General features: G+C 68.3%; 17 protein-coding genes. 8 read left to right on the top strand and 9 right to left on the bottom strand.

The window, feature by feature from the left end:
• Positions 1 to 25: 25 nt before the first annotated feature.
• The 4 genes from FM069_RS02580 to FM069_RS02595 form a co-directional block, all read right to left on the bottom strand.
• Positions 26 to 136 (bottom strand): DUF2474 family protein, encoded by a 111-nt coding sequence (locus FM069_RS02580; RefSeq protein WP_143486721.1) that lies wholly within the window; start codon positions 134 to 136, stop codon positions 26 to 28.
• Positions 136 to 1,140, bottom strand: a complete 1,005-nt coding sequence (cydB, locus tag FM069_RS02585; RefSeq protein ID WP_143486722.1) for a cytochrome d ubiquinol oxidase subunit II — start codon at positions 1,138 to 1,140, stop codon at positions 136 to 138. Before cydB ends, FM069_RS02580 begins: the two co-directional genes overlap by 1 nt.
• Complete coding sequence (locus FM069_RS02590) at positions 1,130 to 2,623, bottom strand: cytochrome ubiquinol oxidase subunit I (RefSeq protein ID WP_143486723.1); 1,494 nt, start codon at positions 2,621 to 2,623, stop codon at positions 1,130 to 1,132. The genes cydB and FM069_RS02590 overlap by 11 nt, the downstream gene beginning before the upstream one ends.
• 309 nt (positions 2,624 to 2,932) lie before the next feature.
• On the bottom strand, positions 2,933 to 4,054 hold the full coding sequence (locus FM069_RS02595) for a methyltransferase (RefSeq protein WP_143486724.1): 1,122 nt from the start codon (positions 4,052 to 4,054) through the stop codon (positions 2,933 to 2,935).
• A 91-nt stretch (positions 4,055 to 4,145) separates the two neighbouring features.
• On the opposite strand from FM069_RS02595, the gene FM069_RS02600 reads away from it, so the two are divergent.
• Positions 4,146 to 4,922 carry a ferredoxin--NADP reductase gene (locus FM069_RS02600; protein WP_143486725.1) on the top strand — a complete coding sequence of 259 codons (777 nt, stop codon included), beginning with the start codon at positions 4,146 to 4,148 and terminating at the stop codon, positions 4,920 to 4,922.
• A gap of 33 nt (positions 4,923 to 4,955) precedes the next feature.
• Here the strand turns inward: FM069_RS02600 and mscL are convergent, their stop codons facing one another.
• Both mscL and FM069_RS02610 read right to left on the bottom strand, forming a co-directional pair.
• On the bottom strand, positions 4,956 to 5,387 hold the full coding sequence (gene mscL, locus FM069_RS02605; RefSeq protein WP_143486726.1) for a large-conductance mechanosensitive channel protein MscL: 432 nt from the start codon (positions 5,385 to 5,387) through the stop codon (positions 4,956 to 4,958).
• A gap of 89 nt (positions 5,388 to 5,476) precedes the next feature.
• On the bottom strand, positions 5,477 to 6,223 hold the full coding sequence (locus FM069_RS02610; protein ID WP_143486727.1) for an EAL domain-containing protein: 747 nt from the start codon (positions 6,221 to 6,223) through the stop codon (positions 5,477 to 5,479).
• A gap of 254 nt (positions 6,224 to 6,477) precedes the next feature.
• On the opposite strand from FM069_RS02610, the gene FM069_RS02615 reads away from it, so the two are divergent.
• Together FM069_RS02615 and radA are read left to right on the top strand one after the other, a co-directional pair.
• Positions 6,478 to 6,756 carry a YdcH family protein gene (locus tag FM069_RS02615; RefSeq protein ID WP_143486728.1) on the top strand — a complete coding sequence of 93 codons (279 nt, stop codon included), beginning with the start codon at positions 6,478 to 6,480 and terminating at the stop codon, positions 6,754 to 6,756.
• Positions 6,757 to 6,906: 150 nt separating this feature from the next.
• Positions 6,907 to 8,271 carry a DNA repair protein RadA gene (gene radA / locus FM069_RS02620; protein WP_143486729.1) on the top strand — a complete coding sequence of 455 codons (1,365 nt, stop codon included), beginning with the start codon at positions 6,907 to 6,909 and terminating at the stop codon, positions 8,269 to 8,271.
• Positions 8,272 to 8,286: 15 nt separating this feature from the next.
• On the opposite strand, the gene FM069_RS02625 is transcribed toward radA, so the two are convergent.
• Complete coding sequence (locus tag FM069_RS02625) at positions 8,287 to 8,655, bottom strand: PilZ domain-containing protein (RefSeq protein ID WP_143486730.1); 369 nt, start codon at positions 8,653 to 8,655, stop codon at positions 8,287 to 8,289.
• Positions 8,656 to 9,025: 370 nt separating this feature from the next.
• Here FM069_RS02625 and FM069_RS02630 point away from each other — a divergent pair, with 370 nt between their 5' ends.
• The 5 genes from FM069_RS02630 (at position 9,026) to yjiA (ending at position 13,422) form a co-directional block, all read left to right on the top strand.
• Positions 9,026 to 9,529, top strand: a complete 504-nt coding sequence (locus FM069_RS02630) for a DUF3015 domain-containing protein (RefSeq protein ID WP_143486731.1) — start codon at positions 9,026 to 9,028, stop codon at positions 9,527 to 9,529.
• Between the two features lie 155 nt (positions 9,530 to 9,684).
• Positions 9,685 to 11,751, top strand: a complete 2,067-nt coding sequence (locus tag FM069_RS02635; protein WP_143486732.1) for a carbon starvation CstA family protein — start codon at positions 9,685 to 9,687, stop codon at positions 11,749 to 11,751.
• 46 nt (positions 11,752 to 11,797) lie between these two features.
• A complete protein-coding gene (locus FM069_RS02640) occupies positions 11,798 to 12,001 on the top strand; it encodes a YbdD/YjiX family protein (protein ID WP_143486733.1) in 204 nt (67 codons plus the stop codon).
• A gap of 71 nt (positions 12,002 to 12,072) precedes the next feature.
• Complete coding sequence (locus tag FM069_RS02650; protein WP_143486735.1) at positions 12,073 to 12,390, top strand: hypothetical protein; 318 nt, start codon at positions 12,073 to 12,075, stop codon at positions 12,388 to 12,390.
• Between the two features lie 48 nt (positions 12,391 to 12,438).
• Positions 12,439 to 13,422: a GTPase gene (gene yjiA, locus FM069_RS02655; protein WP_143486736.1), complete on the top strand. Its 984-nt coding sequence runs from the start codon at positions 12,439 to 12,441 to the stop codon at positions 13,420 to 13,422.
• Positions 13,423 to 13,710: 288 nt separating this feature from the next.
• Here yjiA and glyA read toward each other — a convergent pair whose 3' ends face one another.
• A complete protein-coding gene (gene glyA / locus FM069_RS02660) occupies positions 13,711 to 14,964 on the bottom strand; it encodes a serine hydroxymethyltransferase (protein ID WP_143486737.1) in 1,254 nt (417 codons plus the stop codon).
• Between the two features lie 117 nt (positions 14,965 to 15,081).
• Positions 15,082 to 19,215, bottom strand: a complete 4,134-nt coding sequence (locus FM069_RS02665) for an EAL domain-containing protein (RefSeq protein ID WP_143487058.1) — start codon at positions 19,213 to 19,215, stop codon at positions 15,082 to 15,084.
• Positions 19,216 to 19,493: the final 278 nt, after the last annotated feature.

Below are 19,493 nucleotides of genomic sequence, written 5' to 3' on the forward strand. Positions count from 1 at the left end.
TGATCCTCGCTCCACGGCCCCTCACCTAGTACAGGCCCATGCCCAGGCGGATCAGGTAGGCCAGGGCCGCCACCGCCAGCACGCCCCCCAGCCACAGCCCGGCGAACCAGGCCAGGCGACGCCACAGCGAGCCCATCAGTGGTAGCCCTCGCCCAGCTTGATCTTGCCGCGGAACACGTAATAGCTGTACGCGGTGTAGATCAGGATGATCGGCACCATGATGGTCACCCCCACCAGGGTGAACGCCTGGCTCTTCTCGGGGGCCGAGGCCTCCCAGATGCTCAGGGACGGCGGCACGATGTTCGGCCAGACGCTGATGGCCAGCCCGGTGTAGGACAGGGCGATCAGCGCCAGGGTGAGCAGGAACGGTTGGCGGTCGGCGCGTATCGCCACCGCCCGCACCAGCCCCAGCACGGTGATCGCCACCAGGGTCGGCACCGGCATGAAGTAGAACAGGTTGGGCAGGCTGAACCAGCGCCGGGCGATGGCCTCGTGGGCCAGGGGCGTCCACAGGCTGACGATGGCGATGAACAGCAGCAGGATGCAGGTCAGGGGCACCACCAGGCGGTACATGTGCCGTTGCAGCCGGCCCTCGGTCTTCATGATCAGCCAGGTGCAGCCCAGCAGCGCGTAGCCGAACAGCAGGGCGGCGCCGCAGAACAGCGGGAACGGCGCCAGCCAGTCGAACGGGCCGCCGGCATAGGTGCGGTTCTCCACCGCGATGCCGTCGATGAACGCGCCGAGTACCACACCCTGGGCGAAGGTGGCGACGATGGAGCCGCCGATGAAGGCCGCGTCCCAGATATAGCGGGTGCGCTTCGCCTTGAAGCGGAACTCGAACGCCACGCCGCGGAAGATCAGCGCGATGAGCATCAGGATAAGCGGCAGGTACAGCGCGGTGAGCACCACCGAGTAGGCCACCGGGAAGGCGGCGAACAGCCCGGCGCCGCCCAGTACCAGCCAAGTCTCGTTGCCGTCCCAGATCGGCGCCACGCTGTTCATCATCACGTCCCGTTCCTCGTGGTCGCGGATGAACGGGAAGAGGATGCCGATGCCCAGGTCGAAGCCGTCCATCACCACGTACATGAAGATGCCGAAGCCGATGATGGCGGTCCAGATCAGCGGAAGATCAATGGTCATCGCCGCGCTCCTTGTCGTCCGGGGTGGTGGGCGTCGGCTGGTCCTGGGGCGAGGGTGCGCCGGGGCCGTCGTCCACGTCGTCGTCGGCCGCCGACAGCGGCCGCGCGGGAGTGCGCTTGTGGCCCGGTCCGCCGTCCGGCCCGCCGGCCTGGCGCGGGTCCACGGTGGCAATGCGCTGCGGGCCCTTGTGCATCATCCGCAGCAGGTAGGCGATACCGACGCCGAACACGGCGAAGTACACCACCACGAACAGCCCCAGGCTCAGGCTCATCTGGCCGACGTCATGGTTGGAGACCGCGTCGGCGGTGCGCAGCAGGCCGTAGATCACCCAGGGCTGGCGGCCCACTTCGGTGGTGATCCAGCCGGCCAGCAGCGCCAGCAGGCCGGCCGGGCCCATGGCCAGTGCCAGCCAGTGGAACGGCCGCGCCTCGTAGAGCCGGCCGCGCCAGCGCAGGTACAGGCTGATGACGCCGCAGGCGATCATCAGCAGGCCCATGCCCACCATCACCCGGAAGCTCCAGAACACGATCAGGGAGTTGGGTCGGTCTTCCTTGGCCCACTCCTTCAGGCCCTTGATCTCGCCGTCGATGTCGTGGGCCAGGATCAGGCTGCCCAGCCGGGGAATGCCCAGGGCGTAGTGGGTTGTCTCGGCCTCCATGTCGGGGATGCCGAACAGCAGCAGCGGCACGCCTCGCTCGGTGTTCCAGTGGCCCTCGATGGCGGCGATCTTCGCCGGCTGGTGATGCAGGGTGTTGAGGCCGTGCATGTCGCCCACCACCGCCTGGATCGGCGCCACCAGCAGCGCCATCCACAGCGCCATGGAAAACATCAGCCGGGTGGCGCCGTCGCGGCGGCCCTTGAGCAGGTGCCAGGCCCCGGTGGCGCCGACGATGAAGGCGGTGCTGAGGAAGGCGGCGATGGCCATGTGGGCCAGGCGATAGGGGAAGGATGGGTTGAAGACGATCTCGAACCAGCTCTCCGGGTAGAACACCCCGTCGACGATGCTGTAGCCCTGGGGCGTGTGCATCCAACTGTTGGAGGACAGAATCCAGAAGGTGGAGATCAGCGTGCCGATGGCCACCATCAGGGTGGCGAAGAAGTGCAGGCCTTTGCCCACCTTGTTCAGACCGAACAGCATGATGCCGAGGAAGCCCGCCTCCAGGAAGAACGCGGTGAGCACTTCGTAGGTCAGCAGCGGCCCCATGATGCTGCCGGCACGAGCCGACAACTCGCTCCAGTTGGTGCCGAACTGGTAGCTCATCACCACCCCGGACACCACCCCCATGCCGAAGGTCACGGCGAAGATCTGCAGCCAGAAGCGGTACAGGTCGTAGTAGGCGGGCTTGCGGGTCTTCAGCCACAACCCTTCCAGCACCGCCAGGTAGCTGGCCATGCCGATGCTGATGGCGGGGAAGATGATGTGGAAGGAGATGGTGAAGGCGAACTGGATTCGAGCCAGTTCGAGGGCGCTCAGGCCAAGCATGCAGATCCCCTTGGGTTCATTGATCTCGATCAATCATCCGCGCTTTTCGAGCGGGCTCGCAGCGGGCCGATTGTCGCAGGCAGGCGTTCCTGCTCGGTCAGGGGATTGATTCGCCTGCCGCGCGTGGAGTTCCCGGCGTTTGGGGACGGCGGTGCCAGGGCTCTCCGCAGGTGAGGGCGAGTGAGGGAGATGGCGCGCGCGCCGCACGAGGCCGGCCCTGCGGCCTGCGGTGCAGCGTACCCGGCCCGGCGCCGCCGGGATGCCCGCGGGCGGGCTTCGAGGTGGTGGCGTGGTTACCGGGCTGGCGTGTTAGCGGGTCGCCTTGAGCACCACGAACTTGGGCGTGGCGGCGACCTGCTCGACGCCGCGGAACAGGCGCTTGAGCTTGGCGTGGTAGCCCAAGTGGCGGTTGCCGACGATCCACAGCTCGCCGCCCTGGACCAGGGCATCCCGCGCCTGGGTGAACATCCGCCAGGCGAGGAAATCCCCCACCACCTGCTGCTGGTGGAACGGCGGGTTGCACAGCACCAGGTCCAGGGAGCCGGCGGGCTGGGTGGCCAGGCCGTCGTCGGCCTGGATGGCCGCCGGCCGCTCGCCGAGGATCGCCCGCCAGTTGGCGGCGGCCGATTGCACGGCCATGTACGACTCGTCCACCAGGGTCAGCGCGGCCTGGGGGTTGCCCAGGGCGTAGGCGATGCCCAGCACGCCGTTGCCGCAGCCCAGGTCGGCCACGCGCACGGCCCCCAGGGCGCGGGGCAGGTGCGGCAGGAAGGCGCGGGTGCCGATGTCCAGCCCTTCGCGGCAGAACAGGTTGGCGTGGTTGAGCAGCTCGATGTCCGGCTGCTCCACCCGGTAGCGGGTCGGGTAGGGCGATACGGGCATCGGCCGGGCCTGGGGCGTGGCGATCAGCAAGCGCGCCTTCTTCACCGCCAGGCTCGCCTGTACCGGCCCGACGTAGCGCTCCAGCAGGTCGCCGGCCGCCCGCGGCAGGTGCTTGAGCATGCCCGCGGCGATCACCCGGGCGCCGGGCGCCAACTGGCCGTGCAGGCGGATCAGCTGTTCCTCCAGCAGGGCCAGGGTCTTCGGGATGCGGATCAGTACCGTGTCGAAGGGGCCGGCGGGCGTCTCGCTGGCCGGCACGAAGGTCGGCGCCTGGGCCAGGCCGTTGCGCGCCAGGTTGCGCTGCAGGGCCAGGTAGGCCAGGTGGGAATCGCCGCTGCTGGTGACCGTGGCGTATCCGACCAGGCTGCAGGCCAGAGCGCCGAAGGCGTCGTTGAGCACCAGCAACCGGTCCGTGGGAGCCAGGCCCTGGTGGTGCAGGTGGTTCAGCAGGTACTCGTCGGCGGCATCGAACGCCTGCAACGGGTCGTCGGCCCGCTCGGGGTGGCGGACCAGGTCGAGGGTGGCCAGCGGGGTGGTCAGAATAGGCATGTGAACTGGTGGTGTTTATCCGGCGAGGTTTACGCGAGACTGACGCGTCCATCCGAGGCGCATGCGCGCCCTGCATCAGGAACGCCCCAGTATGACCGCCAGCGACGAGAAGTTCACCCGACAGACCCTGCTCGAGGTGAGCACCCTGACCCCCAGCCTGTTCACCCTGCGCACCACGCGCGACCCCGGCTTTCGCTTCCGCGCCGGCCAGTTCGCCCGGCTCGGGGTGACCAAGGCGGACGGCAGCACGGTCTGGCGTGCCTACTCCATGGTCTCGGCGCCCCATGACGACGTGCTGGAGTTCTTCTCCATCGTGGTGCCCGGCGGCGAGTTCACCAGCGAGCTGTCGCGGCTGCGGGTCGGCGACGAGCTGCTGGTGGACCGCCAGGCCTTCGGCTTCCTGACCCTCGACCGCTTCGTCGACGGCCGCGACCTGTGGCTGCTGGCCACCGGCACCGGCGTCGCACCGTTCCTGTCGATCCTCCAGGACTTCGAGGCCTGGGAGCGCTTCGAGCGGATCTTCCTGGTCTACAGCGTGCGCGAGGCGAAGGAACTGGCCTATGGCGAGCTGATCGCGGGCCTGGGCCGGCGCGACTACCTCGAGGAACACGCCCACAAGCTGCGCTTCATCCCGGTGGTAACCCGCGAGACCCACCCCGGGGCCCTGCACGGGCGGATCACCGCGTTGATCGAGAACGGCGAGCTGGAGCGCGCCGCCGACCAGGCCCTGGAGCCGGCCCATTCGCGGCTGATGCTTTGCGGCAACCCGCAGATGATCGACGACACCCGGGCGCGGCTGAAGACCCGTGACCTGCAGCTGTCCCTCAGCCGGCGGCCCGGCCAGGTGGCGGTGGAAACCTACTGGTAGCGGCGCGGGAGCGGGCCCGCGCCGGGGCACGGCTCAGGGCGCGGGATCGGCCGGCGGCGTGCGTTTCTCCTGCTCCACCTGCTCCTTGAGCAGGTCGCGGATCTCGGTCAGCAGGACCTGGTCCTTGGTCGGCGCGGTGGCCGCCGGGTGGCTGTGGCGCAGGCGGTTGATGACCTTCACGCCGAGGAAGATGGCGAAGGAAATGATCAGGAAGTCCACCACGGTCTGGATGAACTTGCCGTAGGCCAGCACCACCGCCGGAAGATCGCCCTGGGCCGGCTTGAGCACGACGGCGAGGTCGCTGAAGTCCACCCCGCCGATCAGCAGCCCCAACGGCGGCATGACCACGTCGCCGACGAAGGACGAGACGATCTTGCCGAAGGCGGCGCCGATGATGATGCCGACGGCCATGTCCACCACGTTGCCTTTGACGGCGAATGCCTTGAATTCGTTGATGAAGCTCATCGGTATGAAGTCCCTCTTGCTGCGGTTTTCGGATACGGCCGCCCATGGCGGGGCGCCCGGTGGTTCGGACCTGACGGGGTCCGCGGCGTTCACGCCGGGTAGGCGATCTCCGGCAGGCCCTGGAACTGCGGCCGGGCGAACAGGTAGCCCTGGAACAGGTCGATGCCCATTTCCCGCAGGGTGTCGTATTCGGCCCGGGTCTCGACCCCTTCGGCGATCACCGTGATGCCCAGCCGCCGGCACATGCCAAGGGTACCTTCCACCAGCACCTGGCGCACGTTGTCGCAGTCGATGCCACGCACCAGGGCCATGTCCAGCTTGAGCAGGTCCGGCTGGAAGTCCGCCAGCAGGTTGAGCCCGGCGAAGCCGGCGCCGAAGTCGTCGATGGCGGTGAGGAAGCCGCGGGCGCGGTAGGCGTGGAGGATGCCGCAGAGGTGGTCCAGGTCCAGCACCTGTTCCTGCTCGGTCACCTCGAAGATGATCCGCTCCAGGGGGAAGTTCACCCGCTTAGCGGCCTCCAGGGTGGCGCGGATGCAGGTCTCGGGGCGGTACACCGCGTTGGGCATGAAGTTGATGGAGAGGCGCGCCGGCACGTTGAGCCGTGCTCCCCACTCCACGGCCTTGATCCGGCAGCGCTGGTCGAAACGGTAGCGGTTGTCGGCATCCACCCGCTCCAACTGGCTCGCCGCGCTTTCCCCGGCGATGCCGCGGACCAGCGCCTCGTGGGCGAATACCTGACCCTGGCTGACGTCGATGATGGGCTGGAACGCCATGCTCAGGGCAAAATCGTCCTCGCCCAGGTCGCGGCAGGAGGAGCAGGAGGGCAGGTCGGACATGGCGAGGCTCCAGGCGGGCACGAAAGGAAGCGGCCACCGGGGCGGGAGGGCCGGCGTGAACGCTCTAGCCACAGACCCCGGGTGGGGCCGGTAGTTTGGCAGGAATTCGAGAAACTGTGGCCCCGGGCCATCACTCCTGTGCACCGTCGGGCCGTCTTGCCAAGGGTTGCGGATCGAGGCGGGCTTGATCCGGGTCAATGGCCGCGGATGGGGTCCCCGCTAGGCTGCGGACAACCTATCAAGGAGGGCCTTTCATGCACGTCGAACATCATCCGCTGGTCCAGGACTTTCCCGAACTGCGCGCCGAACTGCACGCCCTGCGCCAGGGCGACGCCGGCTTCGCCCGGCTGGCCGAGGAGTACGAGGCCCTCGACAAGCGCATCTGCCGCATCGAGGACGGGGTGGAAAACCTCAACGACGATGCCTTGGGCATCCTCAAGCAGCAGCGTGTGGTCCTCAAGGACCAGGTGGCGCGGCAACTCAAGCGCTCCGTCGGCCAGTGCTGCGGATGCGGCGGCGGCTGCCGCAACTGATACGTGACGGCCGCCTCCGGGTGGCCGACGCTGCGTGAAACGGGCCGGGCGAGGCATTCCAGTGGGACGCCCGCCCGGCCCGTTTGCGTTTTTCTGTCTGGGCGGGACACAGGCGCTATCATGCCGGCTTTCGTTCGAGGGAGACGCCCCATGGCCAAGGCCAAGCGCATGTACGGCTGCACCGAGTGCGGCGCCACCTTCCCCAAGTGGGCCGGGCAATGCGCCGAATGCGGCGCCTGGAACACCCTGGTGGAAACCCTGGTGGAGGGCGCGCCGGCGGCGGGTTCGGGGCGTGCCGGCTGGACTGGCCAGCAAGCCCAGGTGAAAACCCTGGCGGAAGTCAGCATCGAGGAGATGCCGCGCTTCTCCACCGCGTCCACCGAGCTGGACCGGGTGCTCGGTGGCGGCCTGGTGGACGGATCGGTGGTGCTGATCGGCGGCGACCCCGGCATCGGCAAGTCCACCATCCTGCTGCAGACCCTGTGCAACATCGCCCAGCGCTTCCCGGCGCTCTACGTCACCGGCGAGGAGTCCCAACAGCAGGTGGCCATGCGCGCCCGGCGCCTGGACCTGCCCCAGGACCGGCTGAAGGTCATGACCGAGACCTGCATCGAGAGCATCATCGCCACCGCCCGCCAGGAGCAGCCCAAGGTGATGGTCATCGACTCGATCCAGACCATCTACACCGAGCAGCTGCAATCCGCCCCGGGTGGCGTCGCCCAGGTGCGGGAGAGCGCGGCGCTGCTGGTGCGCTTCGCCAAGCAGAGCGGCACCGCGATCTTCCTGGTGGGCCACGTCACAAAGGAAGGCGCCCTGGCGGGGCCGCGGGTGCTGGAGCACATGGTGGACACCGTGCTGTATTTCGAGGGCGAGTCTGACGGCCGGCTGCGCCTGTTGCGGGCGGTGAAGAACCGCTTCGGCGCGGTCAACGAACTGGGCGTGTTCGGCATGACCGACAAGGGCCTCAAGGAGGTCTCCAATCCCTCGGCGATCTTCCTCACTCGGGCCCAAGAGGCGGTGCCCGGCAGCGTGGTGATGGCTACCTGGGAGGGCTCGCGGCCGATGCTGGTGGAAGTGCAGGCGCTGGTGGACACCAGCCACCTGGCCAACCCGCGGCGGGTGACCCTGGGTCTCGACCAGAACCGCCTGGCGATGCTGCTGGCGGTGCTGCATCGCCACGGTGGCATCCCCACCTATGACCAGGACGTATTCCTCAACGTGGTAGGCGGGGTGAAGGTGCTGGAAACGGCGTCCGACCTGGCGCTGATGGCCGCGGTCATCTCCAGCCTGCGCAACCGGCCGCTGGAGCACGACCTGCTGGTCTTCGGCGAAATCGGTCTGTCGGGTGAGATCCGGCCGGTGCCCAGCGGCCAGGAGCGCTTGAAGGAAGCCGCCAAGCACGGCTTCAAGCGGGCCATCGTGCCCAAGGGCAACGCGCCCAAGGAAGCCCCGGCGGGGCTTCAGGTCATCGCCGTGACCCGGCTGGACCAGGCGCTGGACGCCCTGTTCGGCTGATGCCGGGTCGGGCGGTCACTCGCCGCCCAGGGCCGCCAGTTCCCGTTCCAGCAGCGCCTCGTCGCCCAGGTTGAGTTCCACCAGGCGGCGCAGGTGGCTGATGGAGTCGAGGTCGATGTGCTGGCAGACAAACACCAACTGATCGTCCTGGCTGCGGGTCAGGGCGACCTCCATGGTCACCACCGTGTCCTGGTTCAGCGCGATCTGCGCCTCGAACGGCTGGCTCTCGTCACCGTTCCAGTCAGACGGACGCTTCACCAGCAACCCTTTCAGGGACAGGTCGTGCAGCTCCACCGGCCACTGCCGATCGCCCTGGCGAAGCTGCGTTTCGGCGTCGAACGCGAAGCGGTGGAAACGACGCCGCTCGTGGGAGACATCACTCATCACGGATCACTCCTGTATTGATCCTCCCACTATAGCCAAACCCGCGCGGGGTTACTGCGGCCGACGACGTTCGAGTCGGCGCGATGGCTTCTCCATGCTCGGAGACGGCAGGCCTCAACGAATAGTCGGAACGTCCCGGGCGGGGAGGGCTCTAAACCGCTGCCAGTGGGTGCCGGCGCATTAGGGGCACACGGGAAACGCGCCCGGCGCGGTCGTCCGGTTTCTCCGAAGGAGAACCGCGACGGTGTCGGGCCCCAGGATGGCGTGGCGTATCGGGGCGATCGGCTTCCGGCCCGGATTGACAGTTCGGTGACCATCGCCAAAGCTCCAGTGGCAGCAACAATTCTTCTAATGATTGCGGAGTGCAGATATGGACAACCGACTGCTGAGTAAAGCGCTGTTTGCAGGTCTCCTGAGCGTGGCGAGCGTTGCCGCTCATGCCGATGCCGCCGGCGGCAACGGCTGTGGCTGGGGCAACATGCTGTTCGAAGGCCAGCGCGGCCTTGCCCCCCACATGCTCGCCACCACCACCAACGGTACTTCCGGCAATGCCACCTTCGGCATGACCTCCGGTACCAACGGCTGCGACACCAATGGCCGCCTGGGCTACAACGGCCGCTCGATGCTGGCGATGAACGGCATGCTGGACAACATCGCCGAAGACATGGCCCAAGGCCGTGGCGAAGCGCTGGATGCCTACGCGACCCTGCTGGGCATCGAGAAAACCGACCGCGCCCGTTTCGCCGAGGTCGCTCAGCAGAACTTCGGCGTGATCTTCAGCGCGCCGGACGTGACCGGTGACCAGGTACTGGCCGCCACCCTCAACGTGATGAGTCAGGACCAGCAGCTGGCGCGCTACGCCAAGCAAGCCTGATCCGGCGCTCGCCGCGAACCGAAAAAGCCGGGCCCATGCCCGGCTTTTTCATGGGCGCGTGTCGCGCGGTCGTCGACCAAGGTGGAATAACCGCTCGCGGCAGGACGCGCTAGACTTGGAGCCGCAGCCTGTCTGTCCATTCCGGGGAGTCCTCGATGAATCATAACAATAGCCTGCTGCGCCACCTGCCCTGGGCAGTGCTGGCGATAGTCGGAGCCTGTGCCTTGGGTGTCGTGGCGTTGCGTCGCGGCGAAGTCATCAATGCCTTGTGGATAGTGGTCGCGGCGGTCGCCCTCTATCTGGTTGCCTACCGCTACTACAGCCTGTTCATCGCCAACCGGGTGATGCAGCTGGACCCCGCCCGCGCCACGCCGGCGGTGCTCAACAACGACGGTCTGGACTACGTGCCGACCAATAAGCACATCCTCTTCGGTCACCACTTCGCCGCCATCGCCGGCGCCGGCCCGCTGGTGGGCCCGGTGCTCGCCGCGCAGATGGGCTACCTGCCCGGCACCCTCTGGCTGATCGCCGGGGTGGTGCTGGCCGGCGCGGTGCAGGACTTCATGGTCCTGTTCATCTCCACCCGCCGCAACGGCCGCTCCCTGGGCGAGCTGGTGCGCGAGGAGATGGGCCAGGTGCCCGGCACCATCGCCCTGTTCGGCGCCTTCCTGATCATGATCATCATCCTCGCCGTGCTGGCGCTGATCGTGGTGAAGGCCCTGGCGGCCAGCCCCTGGGGCATGTTCACGGTGCTCGCCACCATCCCGATTGCCATGCTGATGGGCGTCTACATGCGCTACATCCGCCCCGGCCGCATCGGCGAGATCTCGGTGGTGGGCCTGGTGCTGCTGCTGGGCTCGATCTGGCTCGGCGGGCAGGTGGCGGCGAGCCCGGAATGGGCGCCGGCGTTCACCTTCACCGGCACCCAGATCACCTGGATGCTGATCGGCTACGGCGCGGTGGCCTCGGTGCTGCCGGTGTGGCTGCTGCTGGCGCCCCGGGACTACCTGTCCACCTTCCTCAAGATCGGCACCATAATCGCCCTGGCCATCGGCATCCTGATCGTGATGCCCGACCTGAAGATGCCGGCGCTGACCCAGTTCGTCGACGGCAGCGGCCCGGTGTGGAAGGGCGGGCTGTTCCCGTTCCTGTTCATCACCATCGCCTGCGGCGCGGTGTCCGGCTTCCATGCGCTGATTTCCTCGGGAACCACGCCCAAGCTGCTGGCCAACGAGGCGCACGCCCGCTACATCGGCTACGGCGGCATGCTGATGGAGTCCTTCGTGGCGATCATGGCCATGGTGGCCGCCTCGGTGATCGAGCCGGGCGTGTACTTCGCCATGAACAGCCCGCCGGCGGTGGTGGGCACGGATGTGCAGGCGGTGGCCAGCACCATCAGCAGCTGGGGCTTCGCCATCAGCCCCGAGGTGCTGGAAAGCACTGCCCGGGACATCGGCGAGACCACCCTGCTGGCCCGCGCCGGCGGGGCGCCGACCCTGGCGGTGGGCATCGCGCAGATCCTCCACAGCGTGCTGCCCGGCGAGAACACCATGGCCTTCTGGTACCACTTCGCGATCCTCTTCGAGGCGCTGTTCATCCTCACCGCGGTGGACGCGGGTACCCGGGCCGGGCGCTTCATGCTGCAGGACCTGCTGGGCAACTTCGTGCCGGCGCTCAAGCGCACCGATTCCTGGGGCGCCAACCTGGTCGGCACCCTGGGCTGTGTGGCGCTGTGGGGCTGGCTGTTGTACCAGGGCGTGGTGGATCCCCTGGGCGGCATCAACACCCTGTGGCCGCTGTTCGGCATTTCCAACCAGATGCTCGCCGGCATCGCCCTGATGCTGGGCACTGTGGTGCTGATCAAGATGAAGCGCCAGCGCTACGCCTGGGTGACCATCGTGCCGGCCGCCTGGCTGCTGGTCTGCACCACCACCGCCGGGCTGATCAAGCTGTTCGACCCGAACCCGGCGGTGGGCTTCGTCGCCCTCGCCCGCAAGTACAGCGACGCCCTGGCCGCCGGCCAGATCCTGGCGCCGGCCAAGGACGCCGAGCAGATGCAGCACGTGATCTTCAACGCCTGGACCAATAGCGCCCTGACGGTGCTGTTCCTGCTGGTGGTGCTGAGCGTGCTGTTCTACTCGATCAAGGTGGGACGCGCCGCGTTGCGCGAGCCCGCGCGTACCGATCGGGAAACGCCGTTCCAGCCGATCCCCGCTGCCTGACCCGAAGGCGGGGCCCAGAGGCCCCGCCGCTTTCCAGGAGACCGCGATGTTCAACGACCTTGGCCGCATGGGTAAGTACCTCGGGCAGGCCGCGCGCATGCTGGTCGGCATGCCGGACTACGACACCTACGTCGCCCACATGCGTGAGCGGCACCCGGACCAGGCGCCGATGACCTACGAGGCGTTCTTCCGCGAACGCCAGGAAGCCCGCTACGGCGGCGGCAAGGGGCGTCCGATCCGCTGCTGCTGAGCCTCGGACCGGTGTCGCGGAACGTCCGCGGCGCCGGCCGTTCTCAGCGGTAGAGCCCTCGGAGACGCTTCATGTCCCGCGCTACCTATTCCCTCATCCGCGACGCCATCCTCCAGCGCCGCCAGGTGTTCGCCACTTACGGCGGCCTGCCGCGTGCCTTCTGCCCCCACGTGCTGGGTAAGAAGAACGGGCGTGCCCAGGCCCTTGTCTACCAGTTCGACGGCGAGAGCCACCAAGGCGACCTCCACGGCGACGGGCCGGACAACTGGCGCTGCCTCCACCTGGACGACCTGCGGGACGTACGCCTGGAGGACGGCCCCTGGCACAGCGCCGACAACTACGGCCGCCATCCCCAGGCCTGCGTCGACGTGGTGGACGTGGAAGTCTGAGATCACCCCCGTGCTACCCTGCGGGCCGCCCTGCCTGGAGGAACCGTCATGTCCCTGCCCGTCATTCCCGTCACCGTGCTCACCGGTTTCCTCGGCGCCGGCAAGACCACCCTGCTGCGCTATCTGCTGGAGGCCGACCACGGCCTGAAGCTGGCGGTGATCGAGAACGAGTTCAGCGAAGCCGGCATCGACGGTGCGTTGTTGGGCGACGCTCCGGTGGAGGTGGTCACCCTGGCCAACGGCTGTGTCTGCTGCAGCGTCCATGTCGAGCTGGAGAAAGCGCTGTTCCTGCTCCTGGAACGCCTGGACAGCGGCAAGCTGGCCTTCGACCGGCTGGTGATCGAGTGCACCGGCATGGCCGATCCGGGGCCGGTGGCGCAGACCTTCTTCGTCGACGAGGCGCTGCGGGAGCGCTACCTGCTGGACGGCATCATCACCCTGGTGGACGCCGCCCATGCCGGCTTCCAGCTGGACCTGGCCATCGCCCAGGCCCAGGTGGGCTTCGCCGACCGCCTGCTGGTGAGCAAGCGGGACCTGGTGGACGACGCTGCCTTCGACGCCCTCTGCCAGCGCCTGCAGCGAATCAACCGGCGGGCACCGATCCGGGTGGTGGAGCATGGCCGGATCGACCTGGCGGAATTGCTGGACGTGCGCGGCTTCAACCTCAATGCCGATGTCGGCCTGGCGCCGCTGCTGCGGCCAGTGGCGAGCGGGGCGAGCCTCGACCGGATTTCCACCCTGGTGCTGCGCAGCGCCCACCCCCTGGACCTGGAACGCCTCAGTGACTTCATGAACGACCTGCTGGAGCGCCACGGCAATTCGCTGCTGCGCTACAAGGGCGTGCTCAACGTGGCCGGCGAGGACCGGCGCATGGTCTTCCAAGGGGTGCTGCGCCTGTACGGCTTCGACTGGGACACGCCGTGGGGCGAAGACGAGGCGCGGGAGACCGTGATCGTGTTCATCGGCGACGGTCTGCCCGAGGCGGCGATTCGCGAAGGGTTCGCGGCGGTGACCGGCGACGGGGCGGCCTAGGCCTGCTGGAGAGGGCGTCGAGCCACGGTAGGTCGGGCTCGTCTGCCTGGACGGTCGAGCCGTCTTCAATGGCGTGCACCGGGCGCAGGCCGTTCCTATACAGACCGGACTATGGTCAGGCGCGCTGCCGGCCCGCACGAGTGGAACTCAGCCGTTCATGAGCGCGAGCGAATAGTTAGCCCCTGCTTCGTGTAAGCCGGTGGTACGTGAGGCGCTCTTCGGTCACTTTCAGCGCGCCCATGAAAAAGCCCGGCATGAGCCGGGCTTTTTCGTATCGCGGGCGACGCTTCAGCGGCCGTACACCGGCAGGCGCTTGCAGATGGCCTGGACCTGGTCGCGCACCCGGGCCTCGATGCGCTCGTCGCCGAGGTTCTCGAGGATGTCGCAGATCCAGCCGGCCAGCTCGCGGCAGTCCGCCTCGCCGAAGCCACGGGTGGTCACGGCCGGGGTGCCGATGCGCAGGCCCGAGGTGACGAAAGGCGAACGCGGGTCGTTGGGCACGCTGTTCTTGTTGACGGTGATGTGGGCGCGGCCGAGGGCGGCGTCCGCGTCCTTGCCGGTGATGTCCTGCTTGATCAGGGACAGCAGGAACAGGTGGTTCTGGGTGCCGCCGGACACCACGTCGAAGCCGCGCTGGATGAACACCTCGGCCATGGCCTGGGCGTTCGTCACCACCTGCTGCTGGTAGGTCTTGAAGTCCGGCTGCAGGGCTTCCTTGAAGCACACCGCCTTGGCGGCGATCACGTGTTCCAGGGGGCCGCCCTGGGCACCGGGGAAGACCGCGGAGTTGAGCTTCTTCTCGATCTCCTCGTTCTTCTTCGCCAGGATCAGGCCGCCGCGGGGGCCGCGCAGGGTCTTGTGGGTTGTGGTGGTGACCACGTCGGCGTAGGGCACCGGGGTCGGGTAGACGCCAGCGGCCACCAGGCCGGCCACGTGGGCCATGTCGACGAACAGGTAGGCACCCACCTTGTCGGCAATGGCGCGGAAGCGCGGGAAGTCCAGTTTCTGCGAGTAGGCAGAGAAACCGGCGACGATCATCTTCGGCTTGTGCTCGACGGCCAGGCGCTCCACTTCGTCGTAGTCGATCAGGCCGTTCTCGTCGATGCCGTACTGCACCGCGTTGTACAGCTTGCCGGAGGAGGACACGCTGGCGCCGTGGGTCAGGTGGCCGCCGTGGGCCAGGCTCATGCCGAGGATGGTGTCACCGGCGTTCAGCAGCGCCAGGTAGACGGCGGCGTTGGCCTGGGAGCCGGCGTGGGGCTGGACGTTGGCGTAGTCGGCGCCGAACAGCTCCTTGGCGCGGTCAATGGCCAGTTGCTCCACCTTGTCGACGAACTCGCAGCCGCCGTAGTAGCGTTTGCCCGGGTAGCCTTCGGCGTACTTGTTGGTCAGCACCGAACCCTGGGCCTCCATCACCGCCGGGCTGGTGTAGTTCTCCGAGGCGATCAGTTCGATGTGATCTTCCTGGCGCTGGGCTTCTTGCTCCATCGCGGCATACAGGTCGGCATCGAAGCGGGCGAGGGTCGAATCACGGCTGAACATGGCAATCCCCTGGGACGTTGCGGCTGAGAAGGGGCGCGATTCTACCCCATCCATTCCGGGCTGGCACATGAGCGCCGATCATGTGGGGAACGAGGCGGATTCACGGGAAAAACCCGCTCAGTTGAGGACGAATAGCGCCGCGCCGCTGAACTGCGCCTCCAGCTGCCGGGCGGGCATCGGCCGGCCGAACAGGTAGCCCTGCACCTCGTCGCAGTCATGCTCGCGGAGGAAGTCCAGCTGCGCTTGGGTCTCCACGCCCTCGGCGATCACCGCCAGGTTGAGGCTGTGGGCCATGGCGATGATGGCCCGGGCGATCTGCGCGTCCTGCTCGCCCTGGGGCAGGCCGTCGACGAAGCTGCGGTCGATCTTCAGCACGTCGATGGGGAACTGCTTGAGGTAGTTCAGCGACGAGTAGCCGGTGCCGAAGTCGTCCACCGCGATGCACAGCCCGAGCTGCTTGAGGCCGGCGAGGATCTGCAGGGTCTCGCCCACGTCGCGCATCAGGATGCTCTCGGTCAGCTCCAGTTCCAGGCAGGCCGGCGGGATGCCGCTGCGCTCAAGGATCGCGGCGATCCGCGCGCCCAGCTGGCCGTCGGCGAACTGCCGCGCCGAGAGGTTCACCGAGATCTTCGGCACCCGCACCTTGGCGGCGTGCCAGCTGGCGATCTGCCGGCAGGCCTCGGCGAGCACCCAGTCGCCCACCTGGACCACCAGGCCCAGTTCCTCCAGCACCGGGATGAACTCGTTGGGCGGCACCAGCCCGCGGGTGGGGTGGCGCCAGCGCAGCAGCGCCTCCACGCCGGTCAGGCGCTTGCCGTTGCCACTGAACTGCGGCTGGTAGTACAGCACGAACTCATTGCCCTCCAGGGCATGGCGCAGGTCGCCCTCCAGCTCCAGGCGCTCCAGGGCGCGGGCGTTCATGTCGGCCTGGTAGAACTGGAAATTGTTCTTGCCGCGTTCCTTGGCGTGGTACATGGCGGTGTCGGCGTTTTTCATCAGCTGGCTCAGCTCGTGGCCGTCCTGGGGGCTCAGGGCGATGCCGATACTGGCGGTGACGAAGAACTCGCGGTTTTCCAGGATGAACGGCCGGGCCAGGCTGGCGAGGATTTCCTCGGCCACGTGGATCGCCCGGTTCAGCGCGCCCTCGCGGCTGCCCCGGGGCTGCAGCAACAGGGTGAACTCGTCGCCGCCCATGCGCGCCACGGTGTCGTCGTCGGCCACGCAGTCGGTCAGGCGCAGCGCCACGTCCTTGAGCATGCGGTCGCCGGCGGCATGACCCAGGGAGTCGTTGATCGGCTTGAAGCGGTCCAGGTCGAGGAACATCAGCACCACCCACTCCTGGTTGCGCTCGGCGTACTGCAGGGCGGTGTGCAGGCGGTCCTGGAATAGCGTGCGGTTGGGCAGGTGGGTGAGGGCATCGTAGTAGGCCAGGCGGTGGATGCGCTGCTCGCTGGCCTTGCGCTCGCTGATGTCGCTGAAGAAGCACACGTAGCTGACCAGGTCGCCCTCGTCGTCGTGCACCGCGGTGATGCCGACCCAGGACGGGTAGGTGTCGCCCTGGCGGCGCTTCAGCCAGATTTCCCCTTCCCAGCTGCCGCGCTGGTTGAGCTGGGTCATGATGTAGCCCAACTGGCTGGCCTGCTGGCGGTCGGCGGTGAGCATCCCCGGCTGCTGGTCCAGCACCTCGGCGCTGGTGTAGCCGGTGATGCGGGTGAAGGTCTCGTTGACCTGCACGATGTAGCCGGCCGGGTCGGTCACCAGGATCGCCGCGGTGGAGTGCTCGAACACCGTGGCCGCCATGCGCAGGTCCTTCTCCGCGCGGCGCTGTTGGCTGATGTCGCGGCCGACGCCGAGGATGCCCTCGAAGCTGCCGTGCTCGTCCCACATCAGCATCACCCGCAGCTCCACCGGAATCTTGCGGCCGTCGGCCCGCAGGCAGTCGAACAGGAACAGCTGCGCCCCCAGGCTGCGGCGCAGCTCCGCCAGCCGCTGCGGGTCGCCCAGGGCGTTGCGCACCCGCTCCAGCAGCACGAACAGGCCGTTGAGCTGGCGCGGGTTGGCGGCGGTGCCGATGAAGTTGTTGGCGATGATCCAGTCGCTGCTGTAGCCCAGCACCGGTTGCACCGAGGGGCTGACGTAGTTCAGCTGCAGCTGGCGGTCGGAGGTGAAGATCACGTCGCTGATGCTTTCCGCCAGCAGGCGGTAGCGGCGCTCGCTTTCCCGCAGGGACTCGCTGGCCTCGATCTGGTCGGTGACGTCCTTGGCCACGCCGATCAGCCGGTTGACCCGGCCCTGGGCATCGCGGCTCAGGGCCTGCTCGCGGATGTCGAACCAGTGCCAGCTGCCGTCCCGGTGGCGCCAGCGCAGCTGGCACTGCAACAGGTGCCCATCCCCTACCACGTGCTGCAGGTTGCGCATCCGCTCGTAGAGCTCGACGTCGTCCGGGTGCAGGATCTTTTCCCACATCCGCTCGCCCAGGGCCTGCAGGTCGGCCTTGCTGTAGCCCAGGTCCGGGCCCAGGCGGTTGTTGCTGAACAGCAACCGGCGGTTGCTCACGTCATGCACGTAGAGGGTGTCGGGGATCGCCCGGGCCACGTCCGACCAGAAGCGCTCCCGCTCGATCAGCGACAGCTCCACGTGCTTGCGCGCGGTGATGTCGCTCAGGCTCAGGGTCACCGCGTTGAGGTCCTTGGCCTGGGCCGGCAGGCGCAGCACCAGCCACAGGTGGCGCTCCTCGCCCTTGGCGGTGAGCAGGCGGGTTTCCACTTCCACGGTACGCGGGCCTTCCAGCAGCGCGACGATGAGCTGGAAGCGCACGCCGCCGATGCGCAACGGCCGGTGGTCGATGAGGCAGCGCCAGGCTTCGCCGGGGTTCTCCACGTCCAGCAGGCGCAGGGCCACCTGGTTGGCCTCGGTGAGGCGTAGGCGCTGCAGCAGCTCGGGATGCCGCGACGGGTTCGCCTTCAGCCAGGCCACGAGCTCCTCGGCGTTGCCCACCCCGATCGCCTTCAGGTGACTGCGCAGGGCGGTGAGGTCCAGCACGCAGAGGGCCACGCCGCTGCCTTCGAAGATGTCCTGGTAGCGCCGGCGGGTCTCGCTCAGGACCTGGATCGCCTGTTGCTCTTCGGTCACGTCCCGCAGCACCCAGGCGAAGCCTTGGGTGTCCTGGCCCTCCAGGGGGTGGCGGGTCACGGCGAACAGCCGCCGCTGGCCTTCGTCCAGCAATTGCACCAGGTCCGGGCCATCGCCGGTGTCGGCGAGGAACAGGCGCTCGGGGGGCAGCTCCGGCAGCAGCTCCAGCAGGTTATGGCGCGAGGCCGCACCGTGGTCGATGCCGAACAGGGCCTCCGCCTGGGGGTTGAGGTAGATCAGTCGGCCGTCCGGTCCGCTGACCAGCACCCGCTCGTCGATCGCCGCCAGGGCACTGCCGGCCTGATGCAGGGAGCGTCGGGACGCCGCGTTGAGGGCGCGCAGGCCCCGCTGCTCCCGCAGCAGCCCGAACAGCGCCAGCAGGGTGAGCAGGGCGCAGGCGACGATCAGCACCAGCTTGGTCAGCAACCGGGGCAGCACCTCGGCGCGCATCCGCGCGTTGTCGAACGGTGCCCACAGGCGCCAGCTGCTGCCGGACAGCAGCTGCGAATAGCCGTCCTCGTCCACCGTCATCGTGCGGTCTTCGGCGGGGGGCGACTGGGCGATGACCTGCCCGCTGGCCAGGTCCTCCAGCACCCAGCGGTCGACGCTCCCGGGGCCTTCGCGCAGCCAGGCGAGCAGCGCCTGCGGGTCCAGCCGCAGCACCCAGTAGCCGGCCGAGCCGGCGGCGTCGTTGCGCAACAGCAGGTGGAATTCGCCGCTGCGGGGGGCGAACGCGAAGCGGTAGGCCGCGGAGGTCTCGCCCAGGGCCAGGGCGGTGAGGGCCGGCCAGTCCATGGCGTGGCCGGCGGTGTCCTCGCGCACGGTGCCGACGGCATCCAGCCAGGCCAGGCTGCGCAGGCCCGGCAGCACGGCGTGCAGGCTCTCCACCAGCGCGTCGCGGCCTGCCGGCGACAGCGGCGGGTGGTCGTTCTGGCGCAGCAGGGCAAGGCCGGCGCGGGCCTTGAGGTCCATGCCCAGTTCCAGGCGCGTCGCCAGGGCGCGTACCGACTCGATGGCGTGCTGACGGTAGCTGTCCCGGGCTTGCCGGTACTCGTCCCGCACCTGCCACACCAGGAGGCCGAGCATGACCAGCACCAGCGCCACCAGGGCCACCCGCATGCCGCCGCTCAGAGAGCCGCGCAACGGCACGCCCGCGGCATCCCTGGGGGCGCGAGGGCGGAGGCTGGAGGCGGCTCTGGGCACGTGCGTTTCCTTCGATGACCGATGCGAAGGCAGGGCGATGTCCTGACTTTAGACTGCTGACGCGGGGGGCGGGTAGCATGCCCGGAGTCCGGGCAAAGTGCCAGTATCGGTGATCGGGCGGTTTGCCCTGCCAGGAGCATTCCGGTAGCTTTGCCCGACGCGCGTGCCCGCGAGGCGCTATGCTCCGGGGCCGC

It is taken from the genome of Pseudomonas mangiferae (assembly GCF_007109405.1).
Lineage (GTDB): Bacteria > Pseudomonadota > Gammaproteobacteria > Pseudomonadales > Pseudomonadaceae > Pseudomonas_T > Pseudomonas_T mangiferae.

Excerpts from the sequence above, each read along its gene's own strand:
- FM069_RS02595 (WP_143486724.1), bottom strand. The coding sequence starts at position 4,054 with ATGCCTATTCTGACCACCCCGCTGGCCACCCTCGACCTGGTCCGCCAC.
- FM069_RS02580 (WP_143486721.1), bottom strand. The coding sequence starts at position 136 with ATGGGCTCGCTGTGGCGTCGCCTGGCCTGGTTCGCCGGGCTGTGGCTG.
- glyA (WP_143486737.1), bottom strand. The coding sequence starts at position 14,964 with ATGTTCAGCCGTGATTCGACCCTCGCCCGCTTCGATGCCGACCTGTAT.
- FM069_RS02610 (WP_143486727.1), bottom strand. The coding sequence starts at position 6,223 with ATGTCCGACCTGCCCTCCTGCTCCTCCTGCCGCGACCTGGGCGAGGAC.
- FM069_RS02640 (WP_143486733.1), top strand. The coding sequence starts at position 11,798 with ATGTTCAACGACCTTGGCCGCATGGGTAAGTACCTCGGGCAGGCCGCG.
- FM069_RS02600 (WP_143486725.1), top strand. The coding sequence starts at position 4,146 with ATGACCGCCAGCGACGAGAAGTTCACCCGACAGACCCTGCTCGAGGTG.
- FM069_RS02625 (WP_143486730.1), bottom strand. The coding sequence starts at position 8,655 with ATGAGTGATGTCTCCCACGAGCGGCGTCGTTTCCACCGCTTCGCGTTC.
- cydB (WP_143486722.1), bottom strand. The coding sequence starts at position 1,140 with ATGACCATTGATCTTCCGCTGATCTGGACCGCCATCATCGGCTTCGGC.
- FM069_RS02630 (WP_143486731.1), top strand. The coding sequence starts at position 9,026 with ATGGACAACCGACTGCTGAGTAAAGCGCTGTTTGCAGGTCTCCTGAGC.
- radA (WP_143486729.1), top strand. The coding sequence starts at position 6,907 with ATGGCCAAGGCCAAGCGCATGTACGGCTGCACCGAGTGCGGCGCCACC.
- FM069_RS02650 (WP_143486735.1), top strand. The coding sequence starts at position 12,073 with ATGTCCCGCGCTACCTATTCCCTCATCCGCGACGCCATCCTCCAGCGC.
- FM069_RS02635 (WP_143486732.1), top strand. The coding sequence starts at position 9,685 with ATGAATCATAACAATAGCCTGCTGCGCCACCTGCCCTGGGCAGTGCTG.
- mscL (WP_143486726.1), bottom strand. The coding sequence starts at position 5,387 with ATGAGCTTCATCAACGAATTCAAGGCATTCGCCGTCAAAGGCAACGTG.
- FM069_RS02665 (WP_143487058.1), bottom strand. The coding sequence starts at position 19,215 with ATGCGGGTGGCCCTGGTGGCGCTGGTGCTGGTCATGCTCGGCCTCCTG.
- yjiA (WP_143486736.1), top strand. The coding sequence starts at position 12,439 with ATGTCCCTGCCCGTCATTCCCGTCACCGTGCTCACCGGTTTCCTCGGC.
- FM069_RS02590 (WP_143486723.1), bottom strand. The coding sequence starts at position 2,623 with ATGCTTGGCCTGAGCGCCCTCGAACTGGCTCGAATCCAGTTCGCCTTC.
- FM069_RS02615 (WP_143486728.1), top strand. The coding sequence starts at position 6,478 with ATGCACGTCGAACATCATCCGCTGGTCCAGGACTTTCCCGAACTGCGC.